This is a genomic window from Allochromatium humboldtianum (assembly GCF_013385175.1).
Classification (GTDB): domain Bacteria; phylum Pseudomonadota; class Gammaproteobacteria; order Chromatiales; family Chromatiaceae; genus Thermochromatium; species Thermochromatium humboldtianum.
Window position 1 is genome coordinate 78,456 of record NZ_JABZEO010000010.1, and the last position, 24,103, is coordinate 102,558.

General features: G+C 69.5%; 23 protein-coding genes. 5 read left to right on the top strand and 18 right to left on the bottom strand.

Annotation, left to right across the window (positions count from 1 at the left end; genetic code table 11):
* Positions 1-24 precede the first annotated feature (24 nt).
* The 10 genes from traA to mobH all read right to left on the bottom strand — a co-directional run bounded on the left by traA (position 25) and on the right by mobH (position 9,873).
* A complete protein-coding gene (gene traA, locus HW932_RS14725) occupies positions 25-351 on the bottom strand; it encodes a TraA family conjugative transfer protein (protein WP_176977253.1) in 327 nt (108 codons plus the stop codon).
* Positions 348-1,052, bottom strand: a complete 705-nt coding sequence (locus tag HW932_RS14730) for a TraV family lipoprotein (protein ID WP_176977254.1) — start codon at positions 1,050-1,052, stop codon at positions 348-350. Before HW932_RS14730 ends, traA begins: the two co-directional genes overlap by 4 nt.
* A complete protein-coding gene (locus tag HW932_RS14735; RefSeq protein WP_176977255.1) occupies positions 1,049-1,801 on the bottom strand; it encodes a DsbC family protein in 753 nt (250 codons plus the stop codon). Before HW932_RS14735 ends, HW932_RS14730 begins: the two co-directional genes overlap by 4 nt.
* A gap of 42 nt (positions 1,802-1,843) precedes the next feature.
* Positions 1,844-3,187, bottom strand: a complete 1,344-nt coding sequence (locus tag HW932_RS14740) for a TraB/TrbI/VirB10 family type IV secretion system protein (RefSeq protein ID WP_176977256.1) — start codon at positions 3,185-3,187, stop codon at positions 1,844-1,846.
* On the bottom strand, positions 3,188-4,123 hold the full coding sequence (locus HW932_RS14745) for a TraK domain-containing protein (RefSeq protein ID WP_176977257.1): 936 nt from the start codon (positions 4,121-4,123) through the stop codon (positions 3,188-3,190). It abuts the gene before it with no gap.
* The gene (locus HW932_RS14750) at positions 4,123-4,833 is read right to left on the bottom strand and encodes a TraE/TraK family type IV conjugative transfer system protein (protein ID WP_176977258.1); all 711 of its coding nucleotides are present in this window, start codon (positions 4,831-4,833) and stop codon (positions 4,123-4,125) included. The genes HW932_RS14745 and HW932_RS14750 overlap by 1 nt, the downstream gene beginning before the upstream one ends.
* Complete coding sequence (traL, locus tag HW932_RS14755) at positions 4,830-5,111, bottom strand: type IV conjugative transfer system protein TraL (RefSeq protein ID WP_176977259.1); 282 nt, start codon at positions 5,109-5,111, stop codon at positions 4,830-4,832. The genes HW932_RS14750 and traL overlap by 4 nt, the downstream gene beginning before the upstream one ends.
* A 160-nt stretch (positions 5,112-5,271) precedes the next feature.
* Complete coding sequence (locus tag HW932_RS14760) at positions 5,272-5,901, bottom strand: IncC plasmid conjugative DNA transfer DtrJ family protein (protein ID WP_176977260.1); 630 nt, start codon at positions 5,899-5,901, stop codon at positions 5,272-5,274.
* 14 nt (positions 5,902-5,915) lie between these two features.
* Complete coding sequence (gene traD / locus HW932_RS14765; RefSeq protein ID WP_176977261.1) at positions 5,916-7,736, bottom strand: conjugative transfer system coupling protein TraD; 1,821 nt, start codon at positions 7,734-7,736, stop codon at positions 5,916-5,918.
* A complete protein-coding gene (gene mobH, locus HW932_RS14770) occupies positions 7,726-9,873 on the bottom strand; it encodes a MobH family relaxase (protein WP_176977262.1) in 2,148 nt (715 codons plus the stop codon). Before mobH ends, traD begins: the two co-directional genes overlap by 11 nt.
* 171 nt (positions 9,874-10,044) lie before the next feature.
* Between mobH and HW932_RS14775 the strand changes: the two genes are divergently transcribed.
* Positions 10,045-10,350, top strand: coding sequence for a hypothetical protein (locus HW932_RS14775; protein WP_176977263.1), 306 nt, complete (start codon positions 10,045-10,047; stop codon positions 10,348-10,350).
* Positions 10,351-10,377: 27 nt separating this feature from the next.
* On the opposite strand, the gene HW932_RS14780 is transcribed toward HW932_RS14775, so the two are convergent.
* The 8 genes from HW932_RS14780 to HW932_RS14815 form a co-directional block, all read right to left on the bottom strand.
* Complete coding sequence (locus HW932_RS14780) at positions 10,378-10,665, bottom strand: hypothetical protein (protein WP_176977264.1); 288 nt, start codon at positions 10,663-10,665, stop codon at positions 10,378-10,380.
* A gap of 145 nt (positions 10,666-10,810) precedes the next feature.
* Entirely contained in the window at positions 10,811-14,569 is a 3,759-nt protein-coding gene (locus HW932_RS14785) for a conjugal transfer protein TraG N-terminal domain-containing protein (protein WP_222932393.1), read from the bottom strand.
* Positions 14,566-16,005 carry a conjugal transfer protein TraH gene (locus tag HW932_RS14790; RefSeq protein ID WP_176977265.1) on the bottom strand — a complete coding sequence of 480 codons (1,440 nt, stop codon included), beginning with the start codon at positions 16,003-16,005 and terminating at the stop codon, positions 14,566-14,568. Before HW932_RS14790 ends, HW932_RS14785 begins: the two co-directional genes overlap by 4 nt.
* A gap of 8 nt (positions 16,006-16,013) precedes the next feature.
* Positions 16,014-16,973, bottom strand: a complete 960-nt coding sequence (locus HW932_RS14795) for a conjugal transfer protein TraF (protein ID WP_246296850.1) — start codon at positions 16,971-16,973, stop codon at positions 16,014-16,016.
* A 74-nt stretch (positions 16,974-17,047) separates the two neighbouring features.
* The gene (locus tag HW932_RS14800; RefSeq protein ID WP_176977267.1) at positions 17,048-17,662 is read right to left on the bottom strand and encodes a M23 family metallopeptidase; all 615 of its coding nucleotides are present in this window, start codon (positions 17,660-17,662) and stop codon (positions 17,048-17,050) included.
* Positions 17,652-18,290, bottom strand: a complete 639-nt coding sequence (locus HW932_RS14805; RefSeq protein WP_176977268.1) for an STY4526/YPO1902 family pathogenicity island replication protein — start codon at positions 18,288-18,290, stop codon at positions 17,652-17,654. The genes HW932_RS14800 and HW932_RS14805 overlap by 11 nt, the downstream gene beginning before the upstream one ends.
* 70 nt (positions 18,291-18,360) lie before the next feature.
* The gene (locus HW932_RS14810) at positions 18,361-19,059 is read right to left on the bottom strand and encodes an AcaB family transcriptional regulator (RefSeq protein ID WP_176977269.1); all 699 of its coding nucleotides are present in this window, start codon (positions 19,057-19,059) and stop codon (positions 18,361-18,363) included.
* Positions 19,060-19,186: 127 nt separating this feature from the next.
* On the bottom strand, positions 19,187-19,921 hold the full coding sequence (locus HW932_RS14815; protein ID WP_176977270.1) for a phytochelatin synthase family protein: 735 nt from the start codon (positions 19,919-19,921) through the stop codon (positions 19,187-19,189).
* Positions 19,922-20,108: 187 nt separating this feature from the next.
* On the opposite strand from HW932_RS14815, the gene HW932_RS14820 reads away from it, so the two are divergent.
* From HW932_RS14820 to HW932_RS14835, 4 genes are all read left to right on the top strand, one after another.
* The gene (locus tag HW932_RS14820) at positions 20,109-20,801 is read left to right on the top strand and encodes a response regulator transcription factor (protein WP_176977271.1); all 693 of its coding nucleotides are present in this window, start codon (positions 20,109-20,111) and stop codon (positions 20,799-20,801) included.
* An 11-nt stretch (positions 20,802-20,812) separates the two neighbouring features.
* A complete protein-coding gene (locus HW932_RS14825) occupies positions 20,813-21,172 on the top strand; it encodes a hypothetical protein (RefSeq protein WP_176977272.1) in 360 nt (119 codons plus the stop codon).
* A gap of 135 nt (positions 21,173-21,307) precedes the next feature.
* Positions 21,308-22,174, top strand: a complete 867-nt coding sequence (locus tag HW932_RS14830; protein WP_343047371.1) for a hypothetical protein — start codon at positions 21,308-21,310, stop codon at positions 22,172-22,174.
* Positions 22,158-24,101 carry a hybrid sensor histidine kinase/response regulator gene (locus tag HW932_RS14835; protein ID WP_176977274.1) on the top strand — a complete coding sequence of 648 codons (1,944 nt, stop codon included), beginning with the start codon at positions 22,158-22,160 and terminating at the stop codon, positions 24,099-24,101. Before HW932_RS14830 ends, HW932_RS14835 begins: the two co-directional genes overlap by 17 nt.
* Positions 24,102-24,103 lie beyond the last annotated feature (2 nt).

Genomic DNA, 24,103 nt, shown 5'->3' on the forward strand with positions numbered 1-24,103 from the left:
ACAGGAGCGCGGCGCAAAAGACGGTCAGGGCACGACCGCCACCAGCGGCAGCGTGGCCCCGTACATGGTGTCGATGACGCCGGGGGCCACCAGCATGCCCACGCCGGCGGCCACACCGACCACAAACCCCATGATCGACTGGCGCATCACGCCGGCCACCAGGCCGACGAGGATGAAGGCGATGGCAATCACCTTGCCCAGAAAGCCGGTCATCCAGCCCTGAAGCAAGGTGTAGACTTCCTCGAACTCGCTGCCTTCCAGACTGCCGCCGGTGCCGGCCACGGCCAGCAGGGGCAGGAGGGCGCTGCCGAGGATGAGGATCCAGCCGGCGGTCTTGGTGGAGGTGGTCATGGTTGACTCCTTGAGGTCGGGTTGGCCTGAGGACGCGGATCCACAGGACTGGGAGGGGTCGGGGCTGCCGGCGGTGCACGACGACCGGCCGCCGGCGCGCGCGTGCCGGTGGCGGGCCGCTCGGCGACCTGGAGCGGCCGCAGCCGCGCCGGTGTCGCCGGCGACGGTCCCTCGGCCAGACTCCAGGTGCGCGGGGCGATTTCGGTATAGACGTAGCCGCCGGCGTGCAGATCACCCCGGTCGTCCTCCCAGGGAGCCAGCCAGATGCGCATCACCTGCGCCGGCAGGCGCAGCGGCAGCGGCTCGCTGGAACGGGGCAGCAGCAAGGCTTCATCGATCACCTCCGGGGTGACGGGCGGCTCGGGCGGCGCTGAAGCGGGTCGAGGCGTCGAACGCCGTGGCCGCGTGGCCTCGCCGGTGAACAGCTCCAGCGCCGTGGGTTCGCGCTGGGCGTTGGAGGTGTCTTCGAAGCGGAACCGAAACCGCGCGGGACGTTCGGGCGTTGTGTCAGCGGACTGGAGCGGTTCACTCGACTCAGTCCGTGCATAGACGGCGGAGGTGGGCAGACACAACGGATCGCTCGGGTGTCCGGCACAGCCGAACTGACCCTGGCCCAGGGCCAGCGAACCGCAGCCGGTGACGGTCGTCGCCGCGAGCACGGCCACACCCAGCCCCAGTCCGGTCTGGATGGCGCGCTTCATACGCCCTCCCCGCCGGCCAGCCAGGCCTCAAGATCCGGCGGCGCACCGGACTGAAGTCGGCCGTCGGGCGCGATCAGAAACGGCACCCGCTCCAGACCGAGCAGATGCGCCGTCACCAGCGCGCGCTGGAGCGGCCCCTGACCACAACTGTCGGTGGCCGGCGGCAGCTCGGCGGTGCGCTCTGTGAGCCACGCCTCCAGGGCAGCGGCACGATCGCGCTCGGCCAGACAGCTCAGGGCCAGCACCTCGCGCTGTGACTCACCGCCCAGCACCGGCACCGGAATCAGCCGGAAGCGGTAGTGTTTCAGGAGCGGCGGCGGCAGCGCCTGGAGACGGTCGAGCAAGGCGGCGCATGCGCCGCAGCGCGGGTCGGCGAAGACCAGCACCTCCGCCGTCCCCGTACCCACATCAAGTGCCCCCAGATCCCCGGCATCGAGTGTCAGGCGGGTGCGATCCAGACGCCCCATCAGCCGCTCGGCCTCGGGCAGCGAGGTCAGGCGCGCGCCGTGCCACAGATCAAAGCCCGGTCCAAAAAAGGCATAGCGCCCGTTGTCGGAAAGGAAGAACACCTGTGCGCCGGACTGCACCATCCGCACCCCGCCGGCCGGCAGTCGGCGCATGGCATCGATCCCCGACATCAGAGTCTCCGGATCATTGGGAGCGGTGTCGGCCAGGCCGGGAGCGCCCAGCGTCAGGCTCAGGGTCAGGGTCAGGATCAGTGGCCGGAACACGGTCGGGGATAGGTTCATACAATGGGCTCCTGGGGTCGGTGTCAGGCACGGTTCATGGGGTCAGCGTCGCCGTCCGCGTGCCGGCCGCTGTGGGGCCAGTAGCGACAGACTTAGACCGCGATTGACGATCAGCTCAACGGGACGCCCGGCATCGATCTCGATGACGGGGAAGATCCCCTCGGCCATGTCGAGGTAGTACTGGGCCAGGCGCTCCAGGGTCTTGCCGGTTCCGGTGGCGGCGGCCGCCTGCAGCGAATCGCCCGAGAGCAGATCCTGATACTGAACCGTGCCGTCGGAGCGGGTGCTGATGACCGAGACCTGGGATTTATTGAAGACCTGGGCCACGCCTTCGAGAAAGGCCACCTGCATCGCCCGCGCGATCACCTGCCCCTGCTTGGAGACCAGGCGACCGCGCAGCCCCACCTTGCCGTCCTCGCCGACGGCATAGCCGTCGAGCGGCACCTCGATCACGCCGCCGTCGCGGCGCACGCAGGTCAGGGTTTCACTGCGCAGCAACGCCCGCTCGCTGGAGAGCTCGCCGTAGCCGGCGATCAGAATGAAGCACTCGCGCACATCCGAGCGAAAGCGGTTGGGCAGGATCGCCTCGTGCTTCAGCCGCACCAGCGCCGGATAGGGATCGCGGCGGGCCTGCACGCCCGTGGGGGCATCCAGACCGGAGAGCAGCACCCCGCGCAGAATCGATCCGGCCGGAATCATCACCGGCTCGGGATCGGGCGGCTCCGCCTCACGCGGGCCGCTGGGCGTTGAGTCGGCGTCTGCGGCGGGCGCCGCACCCACCACCCGAATGGTGAGCGCCGCCTCACGCGGGCGGTTGGCCGGACGCACCGGTGCAAGCTCGGTGCGACGATCCTCCGGCCCCTCGGCGCCGGAGCGCTGGGGCGGGGCAAAGAGCGCCGGATCATCCAGCGCCGGCGGCGGGGCCGGTTCGGCGAACGTCTGTGAATCCGCTCGGGTGGTCGCGGGTTGAACGGCGACCGTGGCCGACGCCCGCGTGTCATCGAGTTCAGCGCGAAGCGCCGCGATCTGCTGCTGGAGTTCGGCCACCTGGGCGGCCTGGGCGTCGCGGTGCTCGGCCAGCGCCCGGTCGAGCCCCTGACCAGCCGGCGGCGTATTAACCGTCCCGGCCACGGCGGCCAGTTGCTGTTCCAGACGCTCCAGACGCCGCGCCAGGCCGTCGATCCCCAAGGACCGGGGATCGACATCGGTCAGGAGCGTCCGGGTGAGCTGTTCGCGCGCCCGCTGTTCGCGTACCGCGCGCGGCTCGGTTTGCCCGAAGGCCAGCACCAGAATGCCGGCCAGTCCACCAAGCACCCCGGCGATCACCAGCCCCCGGCGCAGATTCGGCGACAACCGCCCCCAGGTTGAGTCCAGTGTCAGGGCCATCTAGCGCCTCCCGGCCTCCAGCAGCGAGGGGCGTGCCGGCGACAGGCGCTCGACGGGCGTCGGGCGCACCGCCAGATACAGCTCCGCCGCCGCGCCCGGCTCCAGCCACACCTGGGGCCAGGCGGCCACCGCGAGCGTCTCGCCGCCCTGACGGGCGCGACAGGCGCGCTCCTCGATCTCCAACCGCTGTTCGGAGCGGTTGCGCACCAGGGCGGTGATGAGGGTCAGATCGTGCCCCTCCAGCACCTGGCCCCGCTGCGTTTCCAGTCCGTCCTGGCGACACACGACCGTCTCGTCACGCCGCGCCGGACGCAGACTGTAGCCGTTGGGCAGCGCCTCCTGGGCCAGGGCGCGCAGCGCCTCGATGAGGCGTTCGACTGCCGCCGGCGCACGCGCCCCAGGCGCAGCGGGCGGGGCCGTGCCCGTGATCGAGGGGGCCAGGGGCTCGCTGAGCACCAGACGCAGCTCCCGTGGCGGGATACGCCGGGGGGCGAGCGTCAGCGACAGCGCCTGATTGGGATGGGCCGCGTCGCTGATGAAGAGCGTGACCGGTGTTTCTGTGGCGGTGGCCAGATACACCGCCGCCCCGTCGACCTGGGTGCTGGCCTCGGAGACGGTCCGTACCTGGGGATTGGGAAACGGGGTGAGAATGCGGTTGAGCTGATCGATGGCGATCTCAGCCAGGACATTGACGCCCGGTGTCACCGTCACGGTCATGGGCCCCAGCTCCAGGTGGCTCGGGGGTGCCGGGGTCGTGCGCCCCGGTGCTGGCCGGGTGGCGGACGCCTCGGCGATCAGCGCCTCGGGGACCGGCGGCAACGCCAGTTCCGGCGGCGGCTCGGCCAGCCCCGGAGCGGCGCTCCCGGCCAGGACCAGGGCCAGCGCCCAGCCCCGTGGCGGGCGCGGTGGACACGCACAGCGACAGTCATCCGGCATCAGGGATTCCTCCGTGGCTCAGGCTGAGGGGGCGCCTCGGGGTCGGCGACCGGCGGGGCGGTGAAGGCGGCGCCACGTCCCCATACCGGATCCGGCGCCCACTGCGCCTCCTCTGGCGCCCACAGCGCCGGTTCCGGCCCGTCGGCCGCGCGCTCGCGCAGGGTCTGATAGGCGTCCAGATGGGTGATGACGGGACGGTAGTGGCGAAAGGTGACCCGCACCTCGTAGAGGCGCGGACGCCTGACCGGTGCCGCGGCCGGGCCGGTGCTGATCTGCTGCCCGCTGACCAGCACCCGGTCGCGCGCGGCGTCGTAGTGGATACTGCGGGGCTCGAAGCGCACGCTCACCTGATCACGGCGCAACGCCTCGACCTGGGCGTCGAGGCTGTCAGCGATGGCACGACGCAGCCCTGGACTGAGCAGCGGCTCCAGGGTCCGGCGCAGATAGGGGGCATTGGTGGGGGTGACGTTGCCGAGCAGCTCGGTGACAAACAGCGCCCAGGCCTCCTTGACGTCCTGGCTGGCACTGTCGCGCGCGATATTGACCTGCGTCTCCAGGATCGGCGGCACCAGAACCACGGTGCGCTCAGCCTGAAGCAGCGCACTCAGCGTCAGCAGGTTGGTGCCCAGCGCCACGACCAGGATGACCCGGTGAAAGCGGTTCTCGGCCACCAGCCACTGCCAGGTCTGGCGAAAGCGGGTCAGGGTCATGGCCAGTAGACCCGGATGTAGGGATTGGGGGTGGTGCGATGGCCCAGCGGCATCAACCCGCTCCAGTAGAGGGCATGGAGCGCAAATCCGTCGGCGCGACTCTCGCGGAAGCGGCCATAGCCGCGGGCGGCGAAAAACCCAAGCAGCATGAACAGCAGGGTCTGGTTGATCAGCAGACCGATCACCAGCATCAGGAAGAACGGCGCCAGATCATCCAGGCGCCACAGCAGCAGGTTGGGCGGATCATCGACATGACGTGGCAGTTCGACGGTGGCCATCGGCGCTCCTGGCGGGCGGTGTCCATGGTGGCGAATGGCCCTACCTTGCCGGATCGAGCGCGCCCTGTCAGTCGACTACGGTCCACGCCCACCGGGACCGTTTTCAGGGCACTGCTGGAGGCCTAACGTGTGGCCGACGCCGGGCGATCGCGCCGGCCCCTCACAGCTGCTTGGGCCGATGCCGCAGCCCGGTGGCAATAAGGACGCACGCGCCCATGACGGCCACGGGCAGCAGCACCGGGTGCAGGGGCAGCGGCAACGCCAGCTCCAGCCCGAGGGCCAGGATCAGCCCGCCGACGCCGATCAGGCTCGCCTGACGGCCGATCGGACTCGGGTAATCGAAGCCGCACTGCCCGATCCGCCAGCGCCAGTGGCCATCGAGCACGGCCCCCGCTAGCAGCATCAGCAGCGCCGGTCCCCAAGCGGCCAGGCGCGCCAGACGCCAGAGAAAGAGCGCGTGCAGCCCCTGGAGCAGCGCTTGACGCTCGGCACTCCAGCCCGCGCCCCAGGCCTGGGAGTCCAGCCCCAGCCACGCCCCCAGCTCCAGCGTGAGCGCCGTCTCCCCCGTCCCCGCAGACCGGGCCGCCCAGCGCACGGCCTGTTCGTGCACAGCGTCACGGGTGGCCGCCCCGAGGAGGTGGCCGCTCCAGTGCTGCTCCAGGGCTATGACCTGCGCAGGCCAGGACGGCGGCAGCCAGAGCACCCCGAAGGCCCCCAGGATCAGGAGCAGCAGCCCCCAGCGCAACAGCGTGAGCACGGCGGAGGCCTCGCGGTTGGCCGACTCGGCCATCGGGGTCCAGGAGGTCAGCGCCCGGGCCGGACGGGGCCGTCCGGCGTCCGGGCCGTGCCCAGGATCGGCAGCCGCCCCTTGACCAGCCGCCCGCCGGCCAGACGGGCGATGTAGTGCAGGTTGGGCAGCTGTCCGAGGAGCGCCGGCTGAAAGAGCTCGGCCTCCTCCTCCATCAGCCGCTCGCCGACATTGCCGCTGTGCTCCAGCGGATTGCGCTGGGTGGAGGTCGCCTGGGTGCGCATCAGGGTCTTGAGCCGGGTCTTGGGCAGGCTCGCCGTGACGTACTCCTGGGTCTCGGCATCCAGGACACGCAGCGCGATGAGAGTGTTGAGGTTGGCCAGCAGTTGGCGCGCCTTGGCCTCACTGCCGGTGCGGGCGGCGAAATCGGCGAAGGTCTGGGTGGCGATGGTCAGCCGCAGACCGGCGCCGCGACCTTTGTTGAGGAGCTGGATCAGAGGATCGTTGACGATCTCGGCGGCCTCGTCGATGAAGACGTTCACCGGCGGTGGCTGAGGGGTGTAGTTGTAGCGGTCCCCGGCCACGGCCGCCAGATCGGCGATCAGAATCGAGCCGATGGCCGAACCGACCAGGGTGTCGGAGAGCGAATCCAGTCCGATATAGGCCACCTGCGCGCGATCCAGAATCCGCGCCATCGCCGTGATCGGGCGCGGATCCTGCGGATCGTCACTGTCGGGCGAGAGCAACGGCCCCAGTTCACCGGCCGTCAGCATGTTGAGCAGCGGAAACAGACTGGCGACCATCTTGGAGAAGTGCACCTTGTCGTGCTCAAACAGCGACACCAGGCCGTCGATGACGGTGGAGGGCCGGCTCGGGCGCAGCTGCTCCTGATAGAGCCGCACCAGGGCGCGCGCCCGGGCGCTGGTGTCCTGGGCCTTGGCCAGGGCGCGGCTGTGGTCGGGATCCCAACTGGGGGCGTGGGTCTTCAGATAGGCCCGCAGCACCCGCTCGACCAGCGCCTCGACCCCGCCTTCCAGATAGCGGCGCAGCATGAGCAGGTTGGGCCGCTCGCCGGCGGCCAGCACCCCGCCGATGACATGGGAGAGCGCCATCTGGGAGAAGTTCTTGAACGGATCATTGCCGGTCTCGCTCGGCAGGATGGCGGCGATGCGGCTGGCCAGTTCGGTGGCGCGGTTGAAGGAGTGGAGCGGGTCGAGCCGATGACTGCGGGCGGGGAAGGCAGGATGGAAGCTCACGAAGCGTCCCGGCTGATCGCCACAGGCCTGCCGCGCCGAGGCCTGAAGCTCCGCATCGCCCTTGGGGTCGAGAATGACCACGGCCTCGCCCCGCCGCACCGCCTGTGTGACCAGCAGATCGAGCAGCCGGGTCTTGCCCGCCCCCGTGGTGCCGACGATGAGGATGTGCCCGGCGCTGTGGGCGATCGGCAGCCACACCGGGGTCTCGCGCTCGGCCAGGCCATGGAGCCAGTGTGCGCCCAGGGTGTCGGCATCCCCCGGCACCAGGCGATGGGGACCGGCGCGGATCAGGTCGAGGGCCAGTTGCGCATGATCGCTGCTCCAGTCAAAGCCCCAGCCGAGCCACAGATCGCCCGGACGGGCCCGCCGTTGCCGGTCCAGCTCCGCCGGCGTGAGAAAGCGTTGCGGCAGACCGGCGAGCTTGGCGCGCCGGTGACTGTGGCGCAGCGCGCCCGGCAGCCGGTACAGCGTCATGCCCGCCGCCAGCAGCGTCAGCGCCTGAAACGGCGCCTGGTGCAACGGCCAACGGCTCTGGAGCACGGCGGCGAGGAAGGCGAGCGTCAGCCAGGTCAACACCGCCGCGCCCTCGAAGTTGGGTCGCCAGGGCGGGTTATAGGCCAAGGACGAAGCGTCCCTGTTCGACCCGCCCCCGGGGGTGCTTGCGCAGCGCCCGGATCAGGGTGGCCTCGGCGATGCCGGCGGCTTTGGCCCCCTCCAGGACCACACCAGGCAGCGCCACCGACAGCGCGTTCTCATGCACCTGGATCGGTCCCAGCGTGGGATCGCGCTCCAGCAGGCGCTGTTCCAGGGCACGCGCATAGTCGGCGGCGCTGGAGCGTCGTCTGGTCGCTGTTGCGGGGCGAGCCGGCCGGGGCGGTGCGGCAGCCGCTGAACGTCGGGGGGGCACCGCTGTCCGGACGTCCTCGGGCTGATCAGACGGGGTTGTTGAACCCGCGGGGCATGCGTTCAGCGCCTGCAGTCGCCCGGAGATGGCGGCGGTGAGCAGCACGCCGCTGACACCCTCCAGCTCACGCACCCGCCGCAGCGGTCGGCGCGGATCGCGCGCGATCCAGTCGCGCGCCCAGAGATCATCCAGAATGGCCGTGGCCGCTGGTCCGTGCGCGTCGGGGACGAAGCCCGCTGGATAGGGGAGAAACAGCTGGCCGTCGATCCAGCGCGGCTGGCCGGCCTCGGGCGGATGCCCGGCCTCCACCCGCGCCAGGAGCGCGATCAGCGCCGGGCCGGCCGGCGGATGCTGATCGAACCAGGCACGGAGCGTCTCGGACCGCTCGGGGGCCGTTTTCCCGGAAGGCGGGGCCACGGTGCGGCGTGGGGGCGGAGCCGGTGGCTCGGTGGTGGCGGTGTCGGTCTGCGTGGCGACCGCCAGCGGTTGTGACACGGGCGGTGGCGTGTCCGTGCTGGTCTCCGTCTCCGCTTCCGCCTCCACCGCCTCCGTATCGACCTCGATCAATTCAGTGGCCACCGAGCGCGGCGGACGCGCCGCGCTGGTCGCCGCCTCGACCAGTGCCGTGGCCGTCGGCACCACCCCGGAAAACAGCAGTTGTGGCTCGGCCAGGCGCAGGAAACTCAGCCACAGCGGCGACTCCCGCGCCAGAAGGGCGGGAGCCAGTCGCCAGTAACGGGCGGGACGCTCGCCGGCTTCCAGCGGACGCGCCAGTGCCAGCTGCCGCTCCAGCAGCAGATCGGCCAGGGTGTCGGGGTCACGCGGGATTCCCGGCACCCGCGCCTCAGCCAGCCGCTGCACCACATCCTGGGCGCTCTCGGGCCAGACCAGATGCACACCGTCGGCAAACACCCACACCCGCGCGCCGGGACTGTTGACCGCCCAGGTGCCATCGCGCAGCAGCGCGCGCATGGTGTCGATCAGGTAGCGCTCGATCGGCACCCCGAGTGAGAGCGCCTCCGGGTCCAGGCGATTCTCGCGCAGATCCTGCTCGACACTGAGGCGATCGGCCTCGCGCATCAGCTGGGCCAGCAGCGCCTGGTCGTCGCGTCCGGCCAGCACACTGCCCAGGCTGTACCAGACCAGGGGATCGGGTTCCATCAGCCAGCGGCGCAGCGCGCGTGGGATCAGCTGTGGAAAAACCGAGGTGGTGAAGACGGCGTGCCCCTGATGCAGCCGCTGACTGTTCCAGCGCAGAAAGTAGCGTTCGACCCCCTCGCGGGTCGCCCAGTCGAGAATGGTCTCGTCGACCGGCTGCCAGCGGGTTGTGCCGGCGCGGTCGAGCACCAGGAGATCGGCCACGGGCTTGCCGACGTCGTGCAGCAAACCCACGACAGCGGCGGCCAGCTGCCAGCGCGGTTCGAGCACCCGACGTTCCTGCGGCTGGCGGTCGAGGGCAAACAGCCGTCCGCGGCTGGCCCGCGCGGCCTGAAACGCCACCTCGAGACCATGACGAAACAGTCCGCCGGCGCCGCGATGGTGATGGGTCTCGGAGGCCGGCAGCAGATGCACGAACGCGGCATAGCGTTCGATGAGCGGACACACCAGGGTCTGGTAGTCGTCATCGGTCATCGCCAACGCGTCCTGCAGCGCCGTGATCAGCTCCGACTGTGTGGCCAGCAGCTGCGCGGTACTGGCCACCGGCAATCCCTGCAGGAACGGCGGATAGCGTGGAATGTCGGACTCGGGCACACCGGCCGAGAGGATCGCCGGAGCCGAGGCGGGATCGGAGCTGGATTCACCGGCACGAAACGCACTCCAGGCCAAACGGCAGCGGTTCAGAAGGGTCGGCATGGGGATCGAGCCGCCGTGTGATTTCAATCATCGAACATGGCGGCATCACAACAGATCTCGGTCGACCGAGACAGCCAAAACGGTCCTTTGGGCAGGAAACCGTTTTCGACTGTCGAGCGGGGCTCGGCTGGGTAAGATCCCGCGCAGTCCTCTTGGCGGAGTATCGGCCACATGCGCCTGCTGTCCCTGCTCAGTTTCATGGCACTGAACACCCTGGTTGGCTGTGCCGCACCCGAGGTTGTCCCACCCCATCCGGCGCCGAACGGGAGTCTGAGGCCCCTGCCCTTCCCACACTATGTCACGCATGCACCGGGGCCAAGGCTCGGTGGGGCGGCGTGGCGCGCCGGACAGCGGGCACATGCTCTGGAACTCGACGGACAGCGATGCGGGCTGACGCGCCGGGGTGAGGTGCAGTGCCGGCCTCCCGTTTCGGATTCCACACCGCTGCCGCGAACCATGTGCGCGCCTGAGGGCTGATCTGAGTGCCCTGGGGCTGGAGCACGCCTACAAGCGATTCATGAAATCCGACCCGATCGAGCCAGGCATCCGCCTCGAGCTGATCCAATACGGTTCGTGCCACTCATAGTCATCCGGCTCTGGTTCAGACAACGGGATCAACGGTGCATCCAGCTCCGGATCCCGTGCCCCCGCCGGACCGAAGAGCACCCGCGCTATGAGCGCGATGACCGCCAGCCCAATGAAGATGGTCAGCCCGAGACCGCCGGCCAGTAGCGGCATCAAAATGCCGGCCAGCAGCCAATTCCACCACACCCAATGACGAACCGAAAACATGGCGCCCCTCCCAAAGACAGAAATCCGATAGCGCTTCTCAACGCCGCGCTGCACACAAACCACAGTGCACTCCGGCAAGAGTGATGGTCGGCAAGCCGCCCAACGCTGACTGCGCTTGCCGGTGCAGGGACAACAATGACCGTGATTACCGACTCGTGCCCCGGATCATCTCCAGTGTGTTGATGACTGTGGCATGGTCGATCCGTGCGGCATTGTCGCCAACTCCCTGGTGATAGCTCTGATTCGAAGCGTCCTTCGGCAAACCCGCCCAGATCTGCGAGAGATTGTAGGCAAAGGTATCGGTCGGCATAGCGCCATCCATCCAGTCATTGACACCGGCATCCCGCGCCAACACCAACGCCAGCCGATCCTGCAAGGCGGGCGTAAAGCGCTCAGCCCCCGAGAGATCGAGCCGCTCGATCAGATCCCCGAGTGTCGAGGGGATGAACTGATAGCGCCCGATCGCCGAACCCCCGTTTCCGGAATCCAGTAATTGCTGCTGAAAGGCGCGAACCTGGTCCAGAGTCAACGTCGACAGATCGACCTGATGCTGATCAGCCTCGTTGTACCAGGCGTTATAATTGCCGTGCGACTCCGGGACAGCAATGAGATCCAGCAACTGTCCCAAATGCCCCTCGGTGGCGCTGGAGTGCCTCATTGGTCCAGGCGCGTGCCGCTGACCGAGTGTGCCAACGGCCGCCGCCTCGCCCACGGGGGCCATCGGCGCACTGTGGTTGTACTGACTGATCAGGCGCAGATCCGTGTCATCGCGTCCGACGACAGCACGCTCGATCAGGGTCGCGATCGCCTCGCCCGCCGAACCCGATTCAGCGATTACGGCCTGACGGGCCGCCATTTGACCGGCACTGGGTGCAACGGCCAACAAGGTCGATTCGGAGGCTTCGCGATAGAGTGCGACCTGGGCCGGCGTGAGTCCATAGCCACCAATCTGCGCCAAGCGCGTATCGATCATCGCCGCCCGCGCGGCGCTCCAGCCCGCCGCACTGCCTGCCGCCGCGCGACCGGCTTCCACGGCCTCTGCCAGGCTTCCCCCCTGGGACAGGGTCTGCCCGAACGCCCCGACGGCACCGCTGACCTGCTGGCTCACCCCTCCAGCACCGGCGATCGCCAACGCCCCCGTCTCGGCGGCCCGGATCCACAGTCCACCCATCTCGCGCTGAACGGCCTCGGCCGCCGGTCGCGGCAGGGACACCCGATAGGCCATCTCCTCGCCGAGCCGCTGATGCTCCTCGGCGCGAATCGCATTCATATCGGCCAGATGCTGCTGGGCGACGGCGTCCTCACCCGCGTTGGCGAGCTGCCCGACGCTCGCCGGCGCCTGACCCAGCGTCTGGATGGTTCCATCGGCCGCGACCCGCTGCCTGGCGAGTCCGGCAACGACCGCCGGCCCCGGATCCTGTAATCCGGCGCCCACCACGCGCGTCTGCGCTTCCCCGAATCGGGGTGTCGGTCCCACGAACCCAGTCTCCCCTTCAGGCGCGATGGTCTCGGGCGGACGCACGCCCAACAAGCCGGCGTAGATCGACTGGGCGGCGGCTTCGGCCTGCTGTTTTTCGTCGGCATGCATTGCATTGGCGCGTGCCCCGCCATAGAAACCGAGCAGCAGCCCCATGCCGGCTATGGCGTAGGCCTGCTGACGATGACCAACCACCCCCGCCGCCAGAAGCGCATCGGCCTGACGCGCCGTATCGCCGGCCAGTCCAAAGCGGTCGATCGATTGCTCCAGGCGTTCATAGAGGGCCGGATGCGCCAGGAGCAACCCCGATGTCTCAACCGCCCCGAAGCGTCCACTGGCGCCGTACTGCTGTACGAACTGGGCGGCGCGCTCGACGGAGCGGGATGTGGTGAGCACATCCTGAGCGTGCTGCGCGAGCTGAGCCGACTCGGTGCGGTTCAGTCCTTCGGTATAGCTGCCCGAATGCCCCTGCTGGATGTCATAGGCGAGTCCCTCGGCAAAACGGGCTTGGAGCTGTTGATCGGTCGCCGCCTTCTGAACGGCCGCACTGGCGATCTCATAGGCCATTCCACGATCGACACCGTAACGTGTCGACAACTCACCGGCCAAGCGTTCGATGCCCTTGGCAGTCTTCGGCGTCATGATCGCAGCGCGGAGCACGGTTCCCATCTGATTGTTTGACAGCTGCGAATTCTGGAACCGCGCGCTCAAATCCTGACTGGCCGACAGCACCGCCGCATCCGCCTGGCTGTAGGAGGCATCCAGGCGCTGCCCGAAGGCGTACTGGAGACTGGTCTGGTGATTGGCCGCCGCCGAGCCGGCCAGTGACTGACTGAGCGACGTGGTGAAGCTGTCCTGGGTCTGCTGGGCGCTCTGTTCGGCTGAACGCAGCGAGGACTGCGCGGACTGTCCGAGATTAAACGACCACAGCACCCCGGACGCGCCCGGGGCCGTGGTGCCGCCCAGGGCGGTGCGCTGCAGCCAGGGACCGACTGTGGCCGCCGCCTGGGGTTGCAGGACATCGGGCGAGGTCTGACGCTCATTGATGTGATCGCCGCTCTGCAACCGTCCGGCCAGATGGGTGGCGGTGATGGCACTGCCGTAGATCAGCATCAGGCTGATGGCCGGGGTCGAGGCCACCAGCATCCCGCCGGTGGCCAGATAGTCCTGAAGCAGCAGATCGCTTTCGTAGAGGGCGCGGAAGGATGGCAGCGTCACCCCGGCCTGACCGGAGAGTGCTTCGAAGGCCCGTTGCGTGGCGATGATCAGATAGAGGTTGGTGATGGCCAGAATCGGCAGCCACAGCTGGATCCAGAGACCGAAGATCAGATAGCGCCCGACCATGGCGATGCCCAGCGGGCCGAGGGCCACGGCGAAGGCCATGAAGGGACCGATGGCAAAGATGAAACCCTCGAAGAAGGTCATCATGGGGCGCATGATGCGCACGAACAGCGAGGACTCGGTGGCCCACTGACTGTTGCGCTGCTCGATTGCCTGGCTGGTCTGAAGTGCGGCGTTCCACTGACCGATGTCGTTGTAGTGCTGGACGATGCCGCGCTCGAGCATCGGCAGGATCGCCGTCATGACCATGTACTGCTGGGCCTCGACCGTGTCCTGGGCCAGCGTGGTGAGCGCGGCGCGCACCCGGCTGTCGACGGCCCCCTGATCGATCCCGAGCTTGGCGGCCACTGCCTGGCGGAACTTGGGCAGGAAGGCAGTGGTGGTGTAGGCCGACAGGCGCCCGTAGGCCTCGGCGCAGGTCAGCGTCTCGGGCGTCTCGCTGAGCATCAGCCGGGTCGTTCCGGTAACGATCGGGGTCTGGAGCGCGGCCTCCAGCGTGGTGGCCTGGAGAATGGCGTCCATGGTCAGGCCATTGATCTGCCTGTCGACGGCATAGAGCACGCAGTCGGCCACATAGTTGAGCCAGGACTGCTCGACATCGGCCCCGGCGGTGGGGCTGTTGGCCTCGCCCGTGGTCAGCCGCGAGAGCGCGGTCTTGCGCACGGTGGCCATCACCTGCAGGGCATCGGCAAACCCATGCTCGGTCATCGCGGGGGTCTGGAACGCCTGCTCGAACAGCCGCGTGAGACCGTAGCCGAGGTTGGAGACAGCCGAGCCGACCACCGCCGGTCCCAGCGGCACGTTGTCGACCACGCGCACGGCGCCGGAATAGGCCCCCTCGATGCTCACCGACACCTTGGGCATGAACAACAGCGAATAGAGGATGAACGACACCAGCAGCCCCTGGAAGCGAATGCTCTGCGCGCCCTGGAGCAGGCCCTGGAAGGCGATGATCAGGGTGCCGAGCAGAAAGCCGATGCCGATGAAGCGCCCGAAGCTGTCGGCGCCCACGAGCATGGCCACCGCATTGAGCACCTGCTGCAGGAAGGCCGGATCGCCGATGGAGTAGATGGTCCACACGCTCATGGCCGGCTACCGGCCGCAGCCGGCTCAACTGGCGCCGCCTGGACCGGATCCAGATAGCGTGGGGCCTTGTACTGGGCGAGCAGATGCTGGTAGGTGGCCAGCAGCTCGCCGGCATTGCCGTAGCGCGCGGCCAGCGTGGCGTACTCAGTCCAGATATCTTCGCGCACTGCATCGAGCTGTTGCCGCAGCGCCGTGGTGTGGGTGTGCTGCAGGCTCCCCGTGGTCAGGCGCACGCTGCCAAGCAGGTCGCGCACCAGGCTCTGGAGCATCTCGACGGCCAGCAGCGGCGCGGCGCGGTCGGCAAAGCCCCGGGCCATGCCCGGCTCCAGCCGCGCCAGGGTGCGGATCCCCGCGCCAAGCCCGAGCGGAGCGTGCTCCATGAAACCCTGCTCCTCGGCGCTCAGGGTCTCGACCCCAAGACGAAACTTGTCGATCAGCCCGACGCGGGTGCTGTCGCCCACCAGCAGCGCGCGCACGCGCGGGATCAGTCCTTCGAGCGTGATCTCGGCCTTGGTCGGGGCGCGGCATTCGCTGAGCGAGGCGCAGCGCCAGACCACGAGCGCCGCCTCCCCATCGCCCGGTCCATAGAGCAGGTCGCTGACGGTCAGGGTCGGCGGCAGCACCGTGGTCGGCAGATTGAAGCCCCCATCGGGCGCGGGCTGCAAGCCGCCCTCGGCGGTGCCGACGATCAGACTCCCGGTGAGGCTCATGAGCGCTTCGAGCAGCGCCTGATCGCCGTGGCTGTACCAGCCCTGGACATCACTGTCGGTGAGCGCGGTCCACACCAGATTGCCCTCGAACTGTGCGGCGGCGGCCGTCGGTACGCGCTCATAGACGGTTTCCAGCGGCCCCTGGCCGGTCACGGTCGAGCGGTTTTCGAACAGATCGCCCAGTTCATACAGATCGGCCATCAAACTGGCCTCCCCCACCCGCTTGCCGGTGAGCGCCGAGGCGGTGTCGTTGACGATCCCCTGGGCGAGCTGACAGGAGCTGCCGAAGAGCTGGTTCATCTGCTGGACCTTCTTTTGCAGCTGCTCGATGATCTCGGCGGCCGAGGGGGCCATGGTGGTGAGCGCGAGCTGGAAGGCGTAGCCGGCAGCGTTGGAGGCGATGGCGCGCAACAGGTTGGTGAACTGCTCGACATTGATGAAGGAGAAGGAGCCGCCGAACAGATCGATCCCGCCGCAGCCGGCCTCAAACGACGGCGGGACGAAGGAGACCAGGTTGGCGTCGACGAGGCGGTGGCGCGCGACCACCGACCCGGCCGAGAGCACCCCGCGCCGCTGGCCCAGATGGGCCGTGGGTTCGGTGACATTGACCAGGGTGCCGAACATGGCCGACATCTCCGCCTCCAGGTCGGCGTGCGCCGGCACGGGGGCGAGCAGACACCCGGTCAGGAGCAGGAGCCGGCGGCAACGGGGCGATGGTACGGGCATGACACACCTCAGTCAGTCGGACTCAAGGCCGGCGCATGGAGCGCTCCCGCGCCGGCGGCGTGGGTGCGCAACCATGCCAGAAAGCGTTCAGGATCCTCGGGGACACGCTCCAGATCGCCCAGCGCCCGGTCGAGACGCAGTTCGGTGACGAGCGGCCGGGTGCGTGCGTAGGCGTCCTCATCGATCCAGCCGGCGGTGTGGGCGGCGCGCAGCAGCCGCTGCTCGAGCTCGCTGAGCGACACCAGTCCCTGGGCGACCGGGACGATCCCGTCGGGCGGTCGGACCAGAAACAGCGCCGGGGTGGAAACGACGCCCAGCCGGGCCGCTTGTCCGGTATCCCGGTGAACCCGGGGAAAGTGCCCACTGGCCAGGGCCTGACCGTCGAGGGCGATGGCCTGGATCGGCAGGCCCGTCTGGGCCTGAATCAAGCCCAGGACCGGGGCCTGCGCCTCACAGTAGGGGCAGTCGGCGCGGTGGAAGAACCAGAGTCCCGCCTGCCCGGCCAGCTGCCGCAGCAGCGCGGTGCGCTGCGCACCGGCCTGGCGATTGAGGAGGTTGGCGTAGTTGCCGACCGGACGCCGCGTGGTCTCGTCGAGATAGGGGTCGCTCTGGACCACGCGCTGATAGACCTCGCTGAAGCGTGAGGCCTTGTCGAGCGCCAGGCGCTGCAGATAGAGATAGAGCGCCACCCGGGTCGGGCTGGGGTCATCGATGGCCTGGAGCTGGTAGTGCTCCAGATTGGCCCGCAGCCAGGCCGCCGAGAGCGGCGCCGGCTCACGAACGTGTTCCAGCTCCGGAGCCTCTGGGGGCGAAGGGGCCTCGGCCACGGGCGGCGGCGCGGGTGACGGTTCGGGATCGGGCGGCGTTTCAGGCGCCGGGGCCGCCGGCGGCTCAGGGGCATACCAGAACCAGCCCTCGGCGCGGCGATCGTAGAAGCGTTCCGGCGCACTGGCGGCGCCGGTGAGCATCGGACTGAGCGCAAGCCAGCCGCTGAGCAGCCAACCGGCCCCTGCAACACCCCGAAGAGGTGGCCGCCCCGGCATCATCGTGCGCCCTCCACCCAGGCCGCCGGCCGTTGGGTTGGTGGCGCCGCCAGACAGGTCCGGGGATCGAGCGCACGGTCCTGGCGGCGGATTTCAAAATGCAGATGCGGCCCGGTGGCCAGTCCGGTGGCGCCGACCGTGGCGATGACCTCGCCGGCGTCGACCCACTGCCCCACACGCACCAGGGACGTGTGCAGATGGGCATAGCGGCTGGTCCAGCCGGCGCCATGATCGAGCTCGATCAGACGCCCGTAACCGCCGGCCCAGCCGGCGCGGCGAACCCGGCCGGCGGCGCCGGCGCGCACTCCGGTACCCGTTGCGGCGGCCAGATCGAGGCCGGCATGGAAGCGGGGACGCTGGAGGATGGGATGGTGGCGTGGTCCGTAGCCGGAGGTGACCGGCCCGCGCAGCGGCCAGTGCCAGACGGTGTGACAGCCGCGTGGGGTGGCGTTCGGTGGCGGGAGGCGCACTGTTGCGGCACGCGCCGGTGGCGCGGTGATGAGGCGAATCGTCGGCGGCCCGGCTTCAGCGGCGCCCGCCCAGGTCGTCAGGGCGCTCACCAGGATCAGGCCCGGCAGCTCAGTGACGGCGCGGTACCGGGACTCAGTGGGCATCACGCATCCCCGGTGGTGTGGACCGGGTGCGATAGGCCGGCGGCCCCGGCCGGACGGCGGGCGCCTGCGTCGGAGGCGCTTCTGGGTCCGGGGCGGCCAGCCCCTCGAGCAGGCGGTGGACCTGACGCACACTGACCCCCGCGGCGCGAGCCGTCTCCAGATAACGCTCCCCAAGCGGACGGTCGGTGAACTGGTCCCAGGCGCGCAGGATCTGCGCTTCCTGGCGGCGACTGGGATTGGCCGGGCGCCCGCCCCGTGGATGATCCTGCCCCAGTCCGAGGAAGCGGCGTTGCTTCCAGTAATGGTCGGCATTCCAGCCGTAGAGCTGGATCATCAGCTGACGGGGGGCGCCGGCGCGCAGCAGCGCCTGCTGGGTCTCGCGCAGCTGTTGCTGCTCGCGCAGACGCCGGAGGACGACTTCGGACTGGTGCGGGTCGATGCTGATCTGCAGGGAGACGAAGTGCGCGGCGGCCTCGAACAGATAATGCAGGTCGCGCCCGGCCAGGGATTCGAGGAGGCGAATCTGCTCCCAGGTCAGTCCCAGATCCAGCACCCGCTCGAAATGCCCCTCGTGGATCTGATTGATGATGAATTGCAGAATCACATGGGCCGGACACGCTTGGCTCATCAGCCGCTCCTCCTGGGTGCGTGAGACGTTCAGCGTCAGCGCGCGGGCGCCGCCGCGGTGACGGCGATGTTCAGGTGCGCTCCTCCGGTGACGTGTCCGGGGCCTCGGCCGGGTCATCGCCCTCCTCCTCGGGCATCGACAGCACCTCGCGGGCGGCCGCCTCGACGGCGTCGCGCTGTCCCTGACGCTCGGCGGCGGTATAGGCACGCCGATGCAGTCCGATGAACTCCTGGCCGGCCCCACCGATGCGCTGCCGCCAGCGTTTGGCCGCCGCCAGGCGCTCTTTGCCCGCCAGCAGCCCCGAGAGCCACAGGGTGTCGAGCCCCACCGACAGGCGGTCGAGCTCCTGGATCAGATTGGCGTAGAGGGCCATCGCCGGTGAGGCGACATGGATGGTGACGTCGAGTGGATGGGTATAGCGCGGTCGGGTGCGCTCCAGGCCCTGATCGGTGAGGAGCACCTGGAGGCGGGCGATTTCGCGCTGGAGTTCATCGGCCAGACCCTCCAGACGGGCATGGATCAGGGCCTCGACACGTTCGGCCTCGGTGTCATCGCTCACCAGATGCAGAATGACCTCGATGCCGTAGAGCGCGTGCATGGCCGGGCGGAATTCGCGATCACGCAGCAGCCGTCGCGCGTATTCGCTCTGGATGTGCAGCGTCAGATCGAAGACCGGACGACTGTGGCGATAGGGTTGACGCGCCCGTGGGGCGGCGGTGGACCGCGCGCGGGGCGTTTCGGAATCCGGACGAGTCTCCTCGGGTGGCATCGCAACAGGCTCCATGACGTCGGGCGAATCGGGCCGCCGGCTGTGGCGCGGCCCCGGCCAGGCTCCGATTTTTAGGGGGATTGCAGGGCGATACAATCCAACAACGGTGCATTCGCCACAGGACCGTTTATGGCGGGGGCGCGGCGGCGTCGATCTGGAGCGCGCCCCGCCGACGTCCGCTGACCGGATCCCGGGTGTTGATGGCCGCGCGCAGCCGCTCGCTGGGGATGAGCTGGGCGCCAAAGCCCGGCGTTACATCCAGGAGCAGCACCCGGTCGCCGACGGGGTCATAGCCGGCGACAGGGGAGAAGTGCCCGATGGCCACCCCATGCAGCGGGGCGCGGTCGAAGTTCACGATCAGCCGCCGCCCCGGCGTGTCCAGCGACGCCAGCAGGGCCCGCCACGCGACGGGATCCGGATCGCGCCACACGCGCACCCGGCCAATCCCGGTGGCCTCGGCCAGCGCCGCCAGCTCATCGAGCGTCATCCCCAGCAGCCGCGCGCGCCACCAACCCGAGGTGTCACCGCCAAACACCGCCCGCTCGCCGGCCGGCGGCCGGCCCAATGAGGCCAGCACATTACGCAGGCTCGCCGGGCCACAGGTGGCCCCATGGCGCTGGAACTGGAAGTCGGACCGGTAGGCCACAGCCGGCGGGCGCTGCTGGAGTGCTTCCAGGACCGGCCCCTGAGTCACCACCCCGGGGTCGAAGCGCTCGGGATGGGGGGCGGCCAGATACTGACCATAGCCGTGGAGGGCGGCGAGCAGGATCAGGGCGCCCAGGGGGATGACCATCCACCACCGGCGGCGGATGAAGCGGCCGGCGGATTGGGCGGCGGGTGATGTGGATGTCTCAGGCTTCATGTGTGTCTCTCCAGGCACAAGCCGGCGGGGACGGGGCCATAGAATTACCCTACCCACACGCTGCCGCGTTGAACAGGCGTCTATGACGCCGATCCGCCTCAAGGGGCGATGGGCGTCTTTGACGCCTTGCCCGTTCGCCGCGACGCGCTAGGCTATGGGGGAACTGAAGCGACGATGAGTCCCGACAATGCCTGACCCCATCGAACCGGTCGACGCGGCGCCCATTCGGGTGCTGATCGCCGAGGATGAGACGCTCCTGCGCACGGCCATGGTGCAGCTGCTGCCGCAGGTGGCGGGCGCGGCTGTGAGCGTGGTGAGCAGTTGTGCCACCCGCGCCCAGCTGCTACGCGACACGCGCCGCGTTCAGCCCGACGTGATCCTGCTCGATCTGCGTATGCCCGATCGCGAGGATCAGCCCTGCACCCTGGGCGGCACCGAGATCATCGCGGCGCTGCAGCGTCAGCACCCCGGTGTGCGGGTCATCTGTCTGAGCGCCCACGCCGAACCGCCGCGGGTGCGCGCCTGCCTGGAAGCCGGAGCCGCCGGCTACCTGAGCAAGGGCGTCCTGCCCGAGGAGCTGTGGGCGGCCATTCGCGGCGTGGTCGCCGGCGCCCCGGCGATCGATCCGCTGGTGCGCGCCCAGCTGGAACTCCAGGCCACCGCCCCGGCGGTGCGCCAACAGCTGCTCGCCGGACGCCGGGGCGATGTGCTGCGCCTGCTGCTGGAGGGGTATTCGGCGGCGCAGATTGCCGCGATCCTGCCGGTCGGCAAGAAACACGTCGACAAGAAGATCGCCGAGATCAAGCAGCTGCTCGGGGTCGACACACCCATCCAACTCTATCGCCTGTGCCGTTCGCTCGGCCTGGTCGACCCGGAATGAGGGCGCGCCCTATGCCGCTGGCGACCGACCAGATCTATGACCCGGCGCGCGCCCTGGCCATCGCCGGCGGACGCCCGCAACTGCGCGATGCCACCCTGCTGGGTCTGCTCGAATTGCTGGAGGACACCCGCGGTCCGCTGGGCGATGTGGCGCACTATGCTGACGATCCGGCCGCCGGCTACGAGGTCGCCCACCGCGCTGTGGGTCTGGCCCGTCAAGCCGCCATGCCGGCCCTCGAAACCCTGCTGCGCGCCCTGGCCGACGCACTGGAGTCCGGAGCGCTGGAGGAGGCGCAACGGCTCGGGCAGTGCCTGCCGGCGGCGCTGGCCAAAGTGCGGCGTGTGCTGGCCGGCGGCGGGAACCCCGAGTGAGGGGTCGTGCCACGGCGTGGCGGCCGACCCTCCGGTTCCGACTCCTGGAGCATGCGCTGTATGGCCGGATGTATTCCTCGCGCGGGAGGGCGAAACAGGCCGGGCCGCCGCTGGAGAGCCTGGCTGGCCGGACTCGTGCTGCTGATCGCCTGGGGCGCCCGGCCACTACCGGCGGCCGAGTGTCGGGAGGCGCCGCTGATGCTGGTGCATCCGGTGGTGTCGGTGACCTATGAACCGATCATCTCGCAGCTGGCCGCCGGTCTGATGTCGGATACCACGGCTCCCACCGCCGTCTGCACGCTCCCGGAACTCGACCGTTACCGTGGATCGCCGGTGCCCCGGCGCCTGGTGGCCGTGGGTGAGTCGGCCTATGCGGCGGCACGCCGGGCTTTTCCCCAAGCCCGGGTCTGGCCGATCCTGGTCCAGGACCGCCCGGCCGGCGTCGACCGGGGGGTATCGCGCTTCGTGGCCCCGGCGCTGGTGATCGCCGAGCTGCACACCCTGTCACCGACGATCGAGACCCTGGTGTTTGTGTATCGCGCCACGGTGCCTGACACCGTGGTGCAGCAGGCGCGGGCGGCCGCGCAGGCACGGGGACTGGCCTGGGAGGCGATCGCCGTGGATGACCTGCGCGCGGCGGCACGCGCCATCGAGCAGGTGCGCCAACAGGCCACGCCGACGCGGGCCGTGTGGCTACATCGCGATGTACTCGCGCTCAATCCCGACATCCTGATCCCGCCCCTGGTGCGCCGCAGCTGGGAGATCGGCTTTCCAGTCATCAGTGATGACGCCGACAGCGTCGAGCGCGGACTGCTGATGGCCCTCACGCCGGATTATCGCGCGCTGGGCCGGACGCTGGCGGCCTGGCCGACACAGGAACCCGCGCCGGGATGGCGCGATATCGACACGGTCCGGCGGGTGCTCAACCGGCGCACGGCACGCGCCATCGGGGCGGCCCGCCATCCGGCCGAGGAGACCCACTTCGATGTCATCTTTGACTGACGCCGCACCCGCCAACCACCGACCCTATAGTCGCCAGCTGTGGCGCACCCTGGCGGTGCTGGGTCTGAGTGTGGGACTGGCGCTGCCGGTGAGCCTGTTTCTGACCACCTGGCCGCAGGCCCGGCAGTTCACGCAGCAGACGGCGCAGGAACTGGCACGGATCCTGGCCGAGGAGGCGCGCTATGCACTGCTGGTGGGATCGCAGCCGGAGGCCCAGGGACTCGTCGACCAGCGGCTCCAGTTCCCCGATCTGCTGGCCGTGGCGCTCCTTGACGGCGACGGCCGCCTTCTGGCCGAAGCGACCCGGGATGCGGAGGGCGCGCAACGCCGCAAGCGTGTCGTGGTCGCCGTTCACGCCCCGGAATACCACGCGGCGGACGGGCCGGCCGACACCCCCGCCGCCGCGCCGGTGTTGGGCCATGTGGCCCTGACCCTGTCGCTCGACCGCGCCTTCGACTTTGCACTGGAAACCGCCGGGCTGGCCCTGTGGCCGCTCGGGGTGCTCACGGTCGTGCTGGGCGTGGCCGTTGTCCGGCTGACGTTGCGACTGCTCACGCCACTGGCGTTCCTGGTCCGGGATCTGGAGACGCCGGTCGAGACGCCCCTGCCGCCACCGCCGGCCACCAGTCCGGCCGAGGTGCATCAGCTGTGGAGCGCCCTGGTGGCCATGCGCGCCCGGCTGGCGGCGCATCACCGGCACCTGGAAGCCCGGGTGGCCGCACGCACCGAGGAACTCAGTCAGGCGCTGGAGGCCGCTGAACAGGCCAACCGCGCCAAGACGCTGTTTCTGGCCAACGTTAGCCACGAGCTGCGCACACCGCTCCAGGCCATCCTGCTGCAGGCCCGGCTCCTGGAGCCGCCGGGGGCGACGACAGGGCGAGAACCGCTGGCCGTGATCCGCCATGCCTCCCACCAGCTGCTCGGTCTGATCGAGCAGCTACTGACCCTGACCAGGGCCGAAGCCGGGCATCCGCTCGAAGTCACCTATCAGCAGGTGGAACTCGGTGCCTGGATCGAGCAGGTCGCCGCCACTGTGCGCCCGACGCTCGCCCCCGGCAACCGGCTGGTCCTGCACCGTCCCGCCACCGCGTGCCGCGTGATCAGCGACCAGGGACGCCTGACCCAGGTGCTCTACAACCTGATCGGCAATGCCGATAAGTTTACCGCCGGCGGCCTGATCGAGGTGCGCCTGACGGCCGGGGATGAGGCAGCGCCGATTCAGATCACGGTGACCGATTGCGGCATCGGCATCCCGGCGGCGGATCTGGAGCAGATCTTCGAGCCGTTCTATCAGGGCGCCCGTGGCCTGACCGGGCGGGTGTCCTCGGGGATTGGGCTGGGACTCTGGCTCAGCCGCTGCTTCATGGAGGCGCTCGGCGGCCAGCTCAGCGTGACCAGTCAGCCCGGGGCCGGCAGTTGCTTTCAGCTCACGCTGCCGCGCCGGCCCACGCCGACGTCGGAGCGGCCGCTCCAGGAAGCATCGGCTCCGTCCGGCGCATCCAGCGCGGGCATTCCCGACTGGATGCGGGGTCGACGCCTGCTGTTGGCCGAGGACGAAGACTCCATCCGCCTGCCACTGGTAGAGCTGCTGCGCGACGCCGGTTTCAGTGTCGAGGCCTGCATCGACGGCACGGCCGCCCGGACCTTGCTGGAACCGACCCCCGAGGACTATGCCGCCGTCATCCTCGATCACCGCCTCCCCGGCTGTCAGGGGCTGGAGCTCCTGCGGCAGCTGCGGGCGGGCGGTCATCACCGCCTCCCGGTCGTGATTCTGACCGGCGACGACCGCGCCCCGTTACAGACGGCGATCCGGCCGCTGCACGCCCGCCTGATCGTCAAGCCCGTCTTACCCGAGGATCTGATCACGGTGCTCGTGACCCTGATCGATCCGTCCCGCCCGCTGGATTTGCCTGCACAGGAGGCCTGATG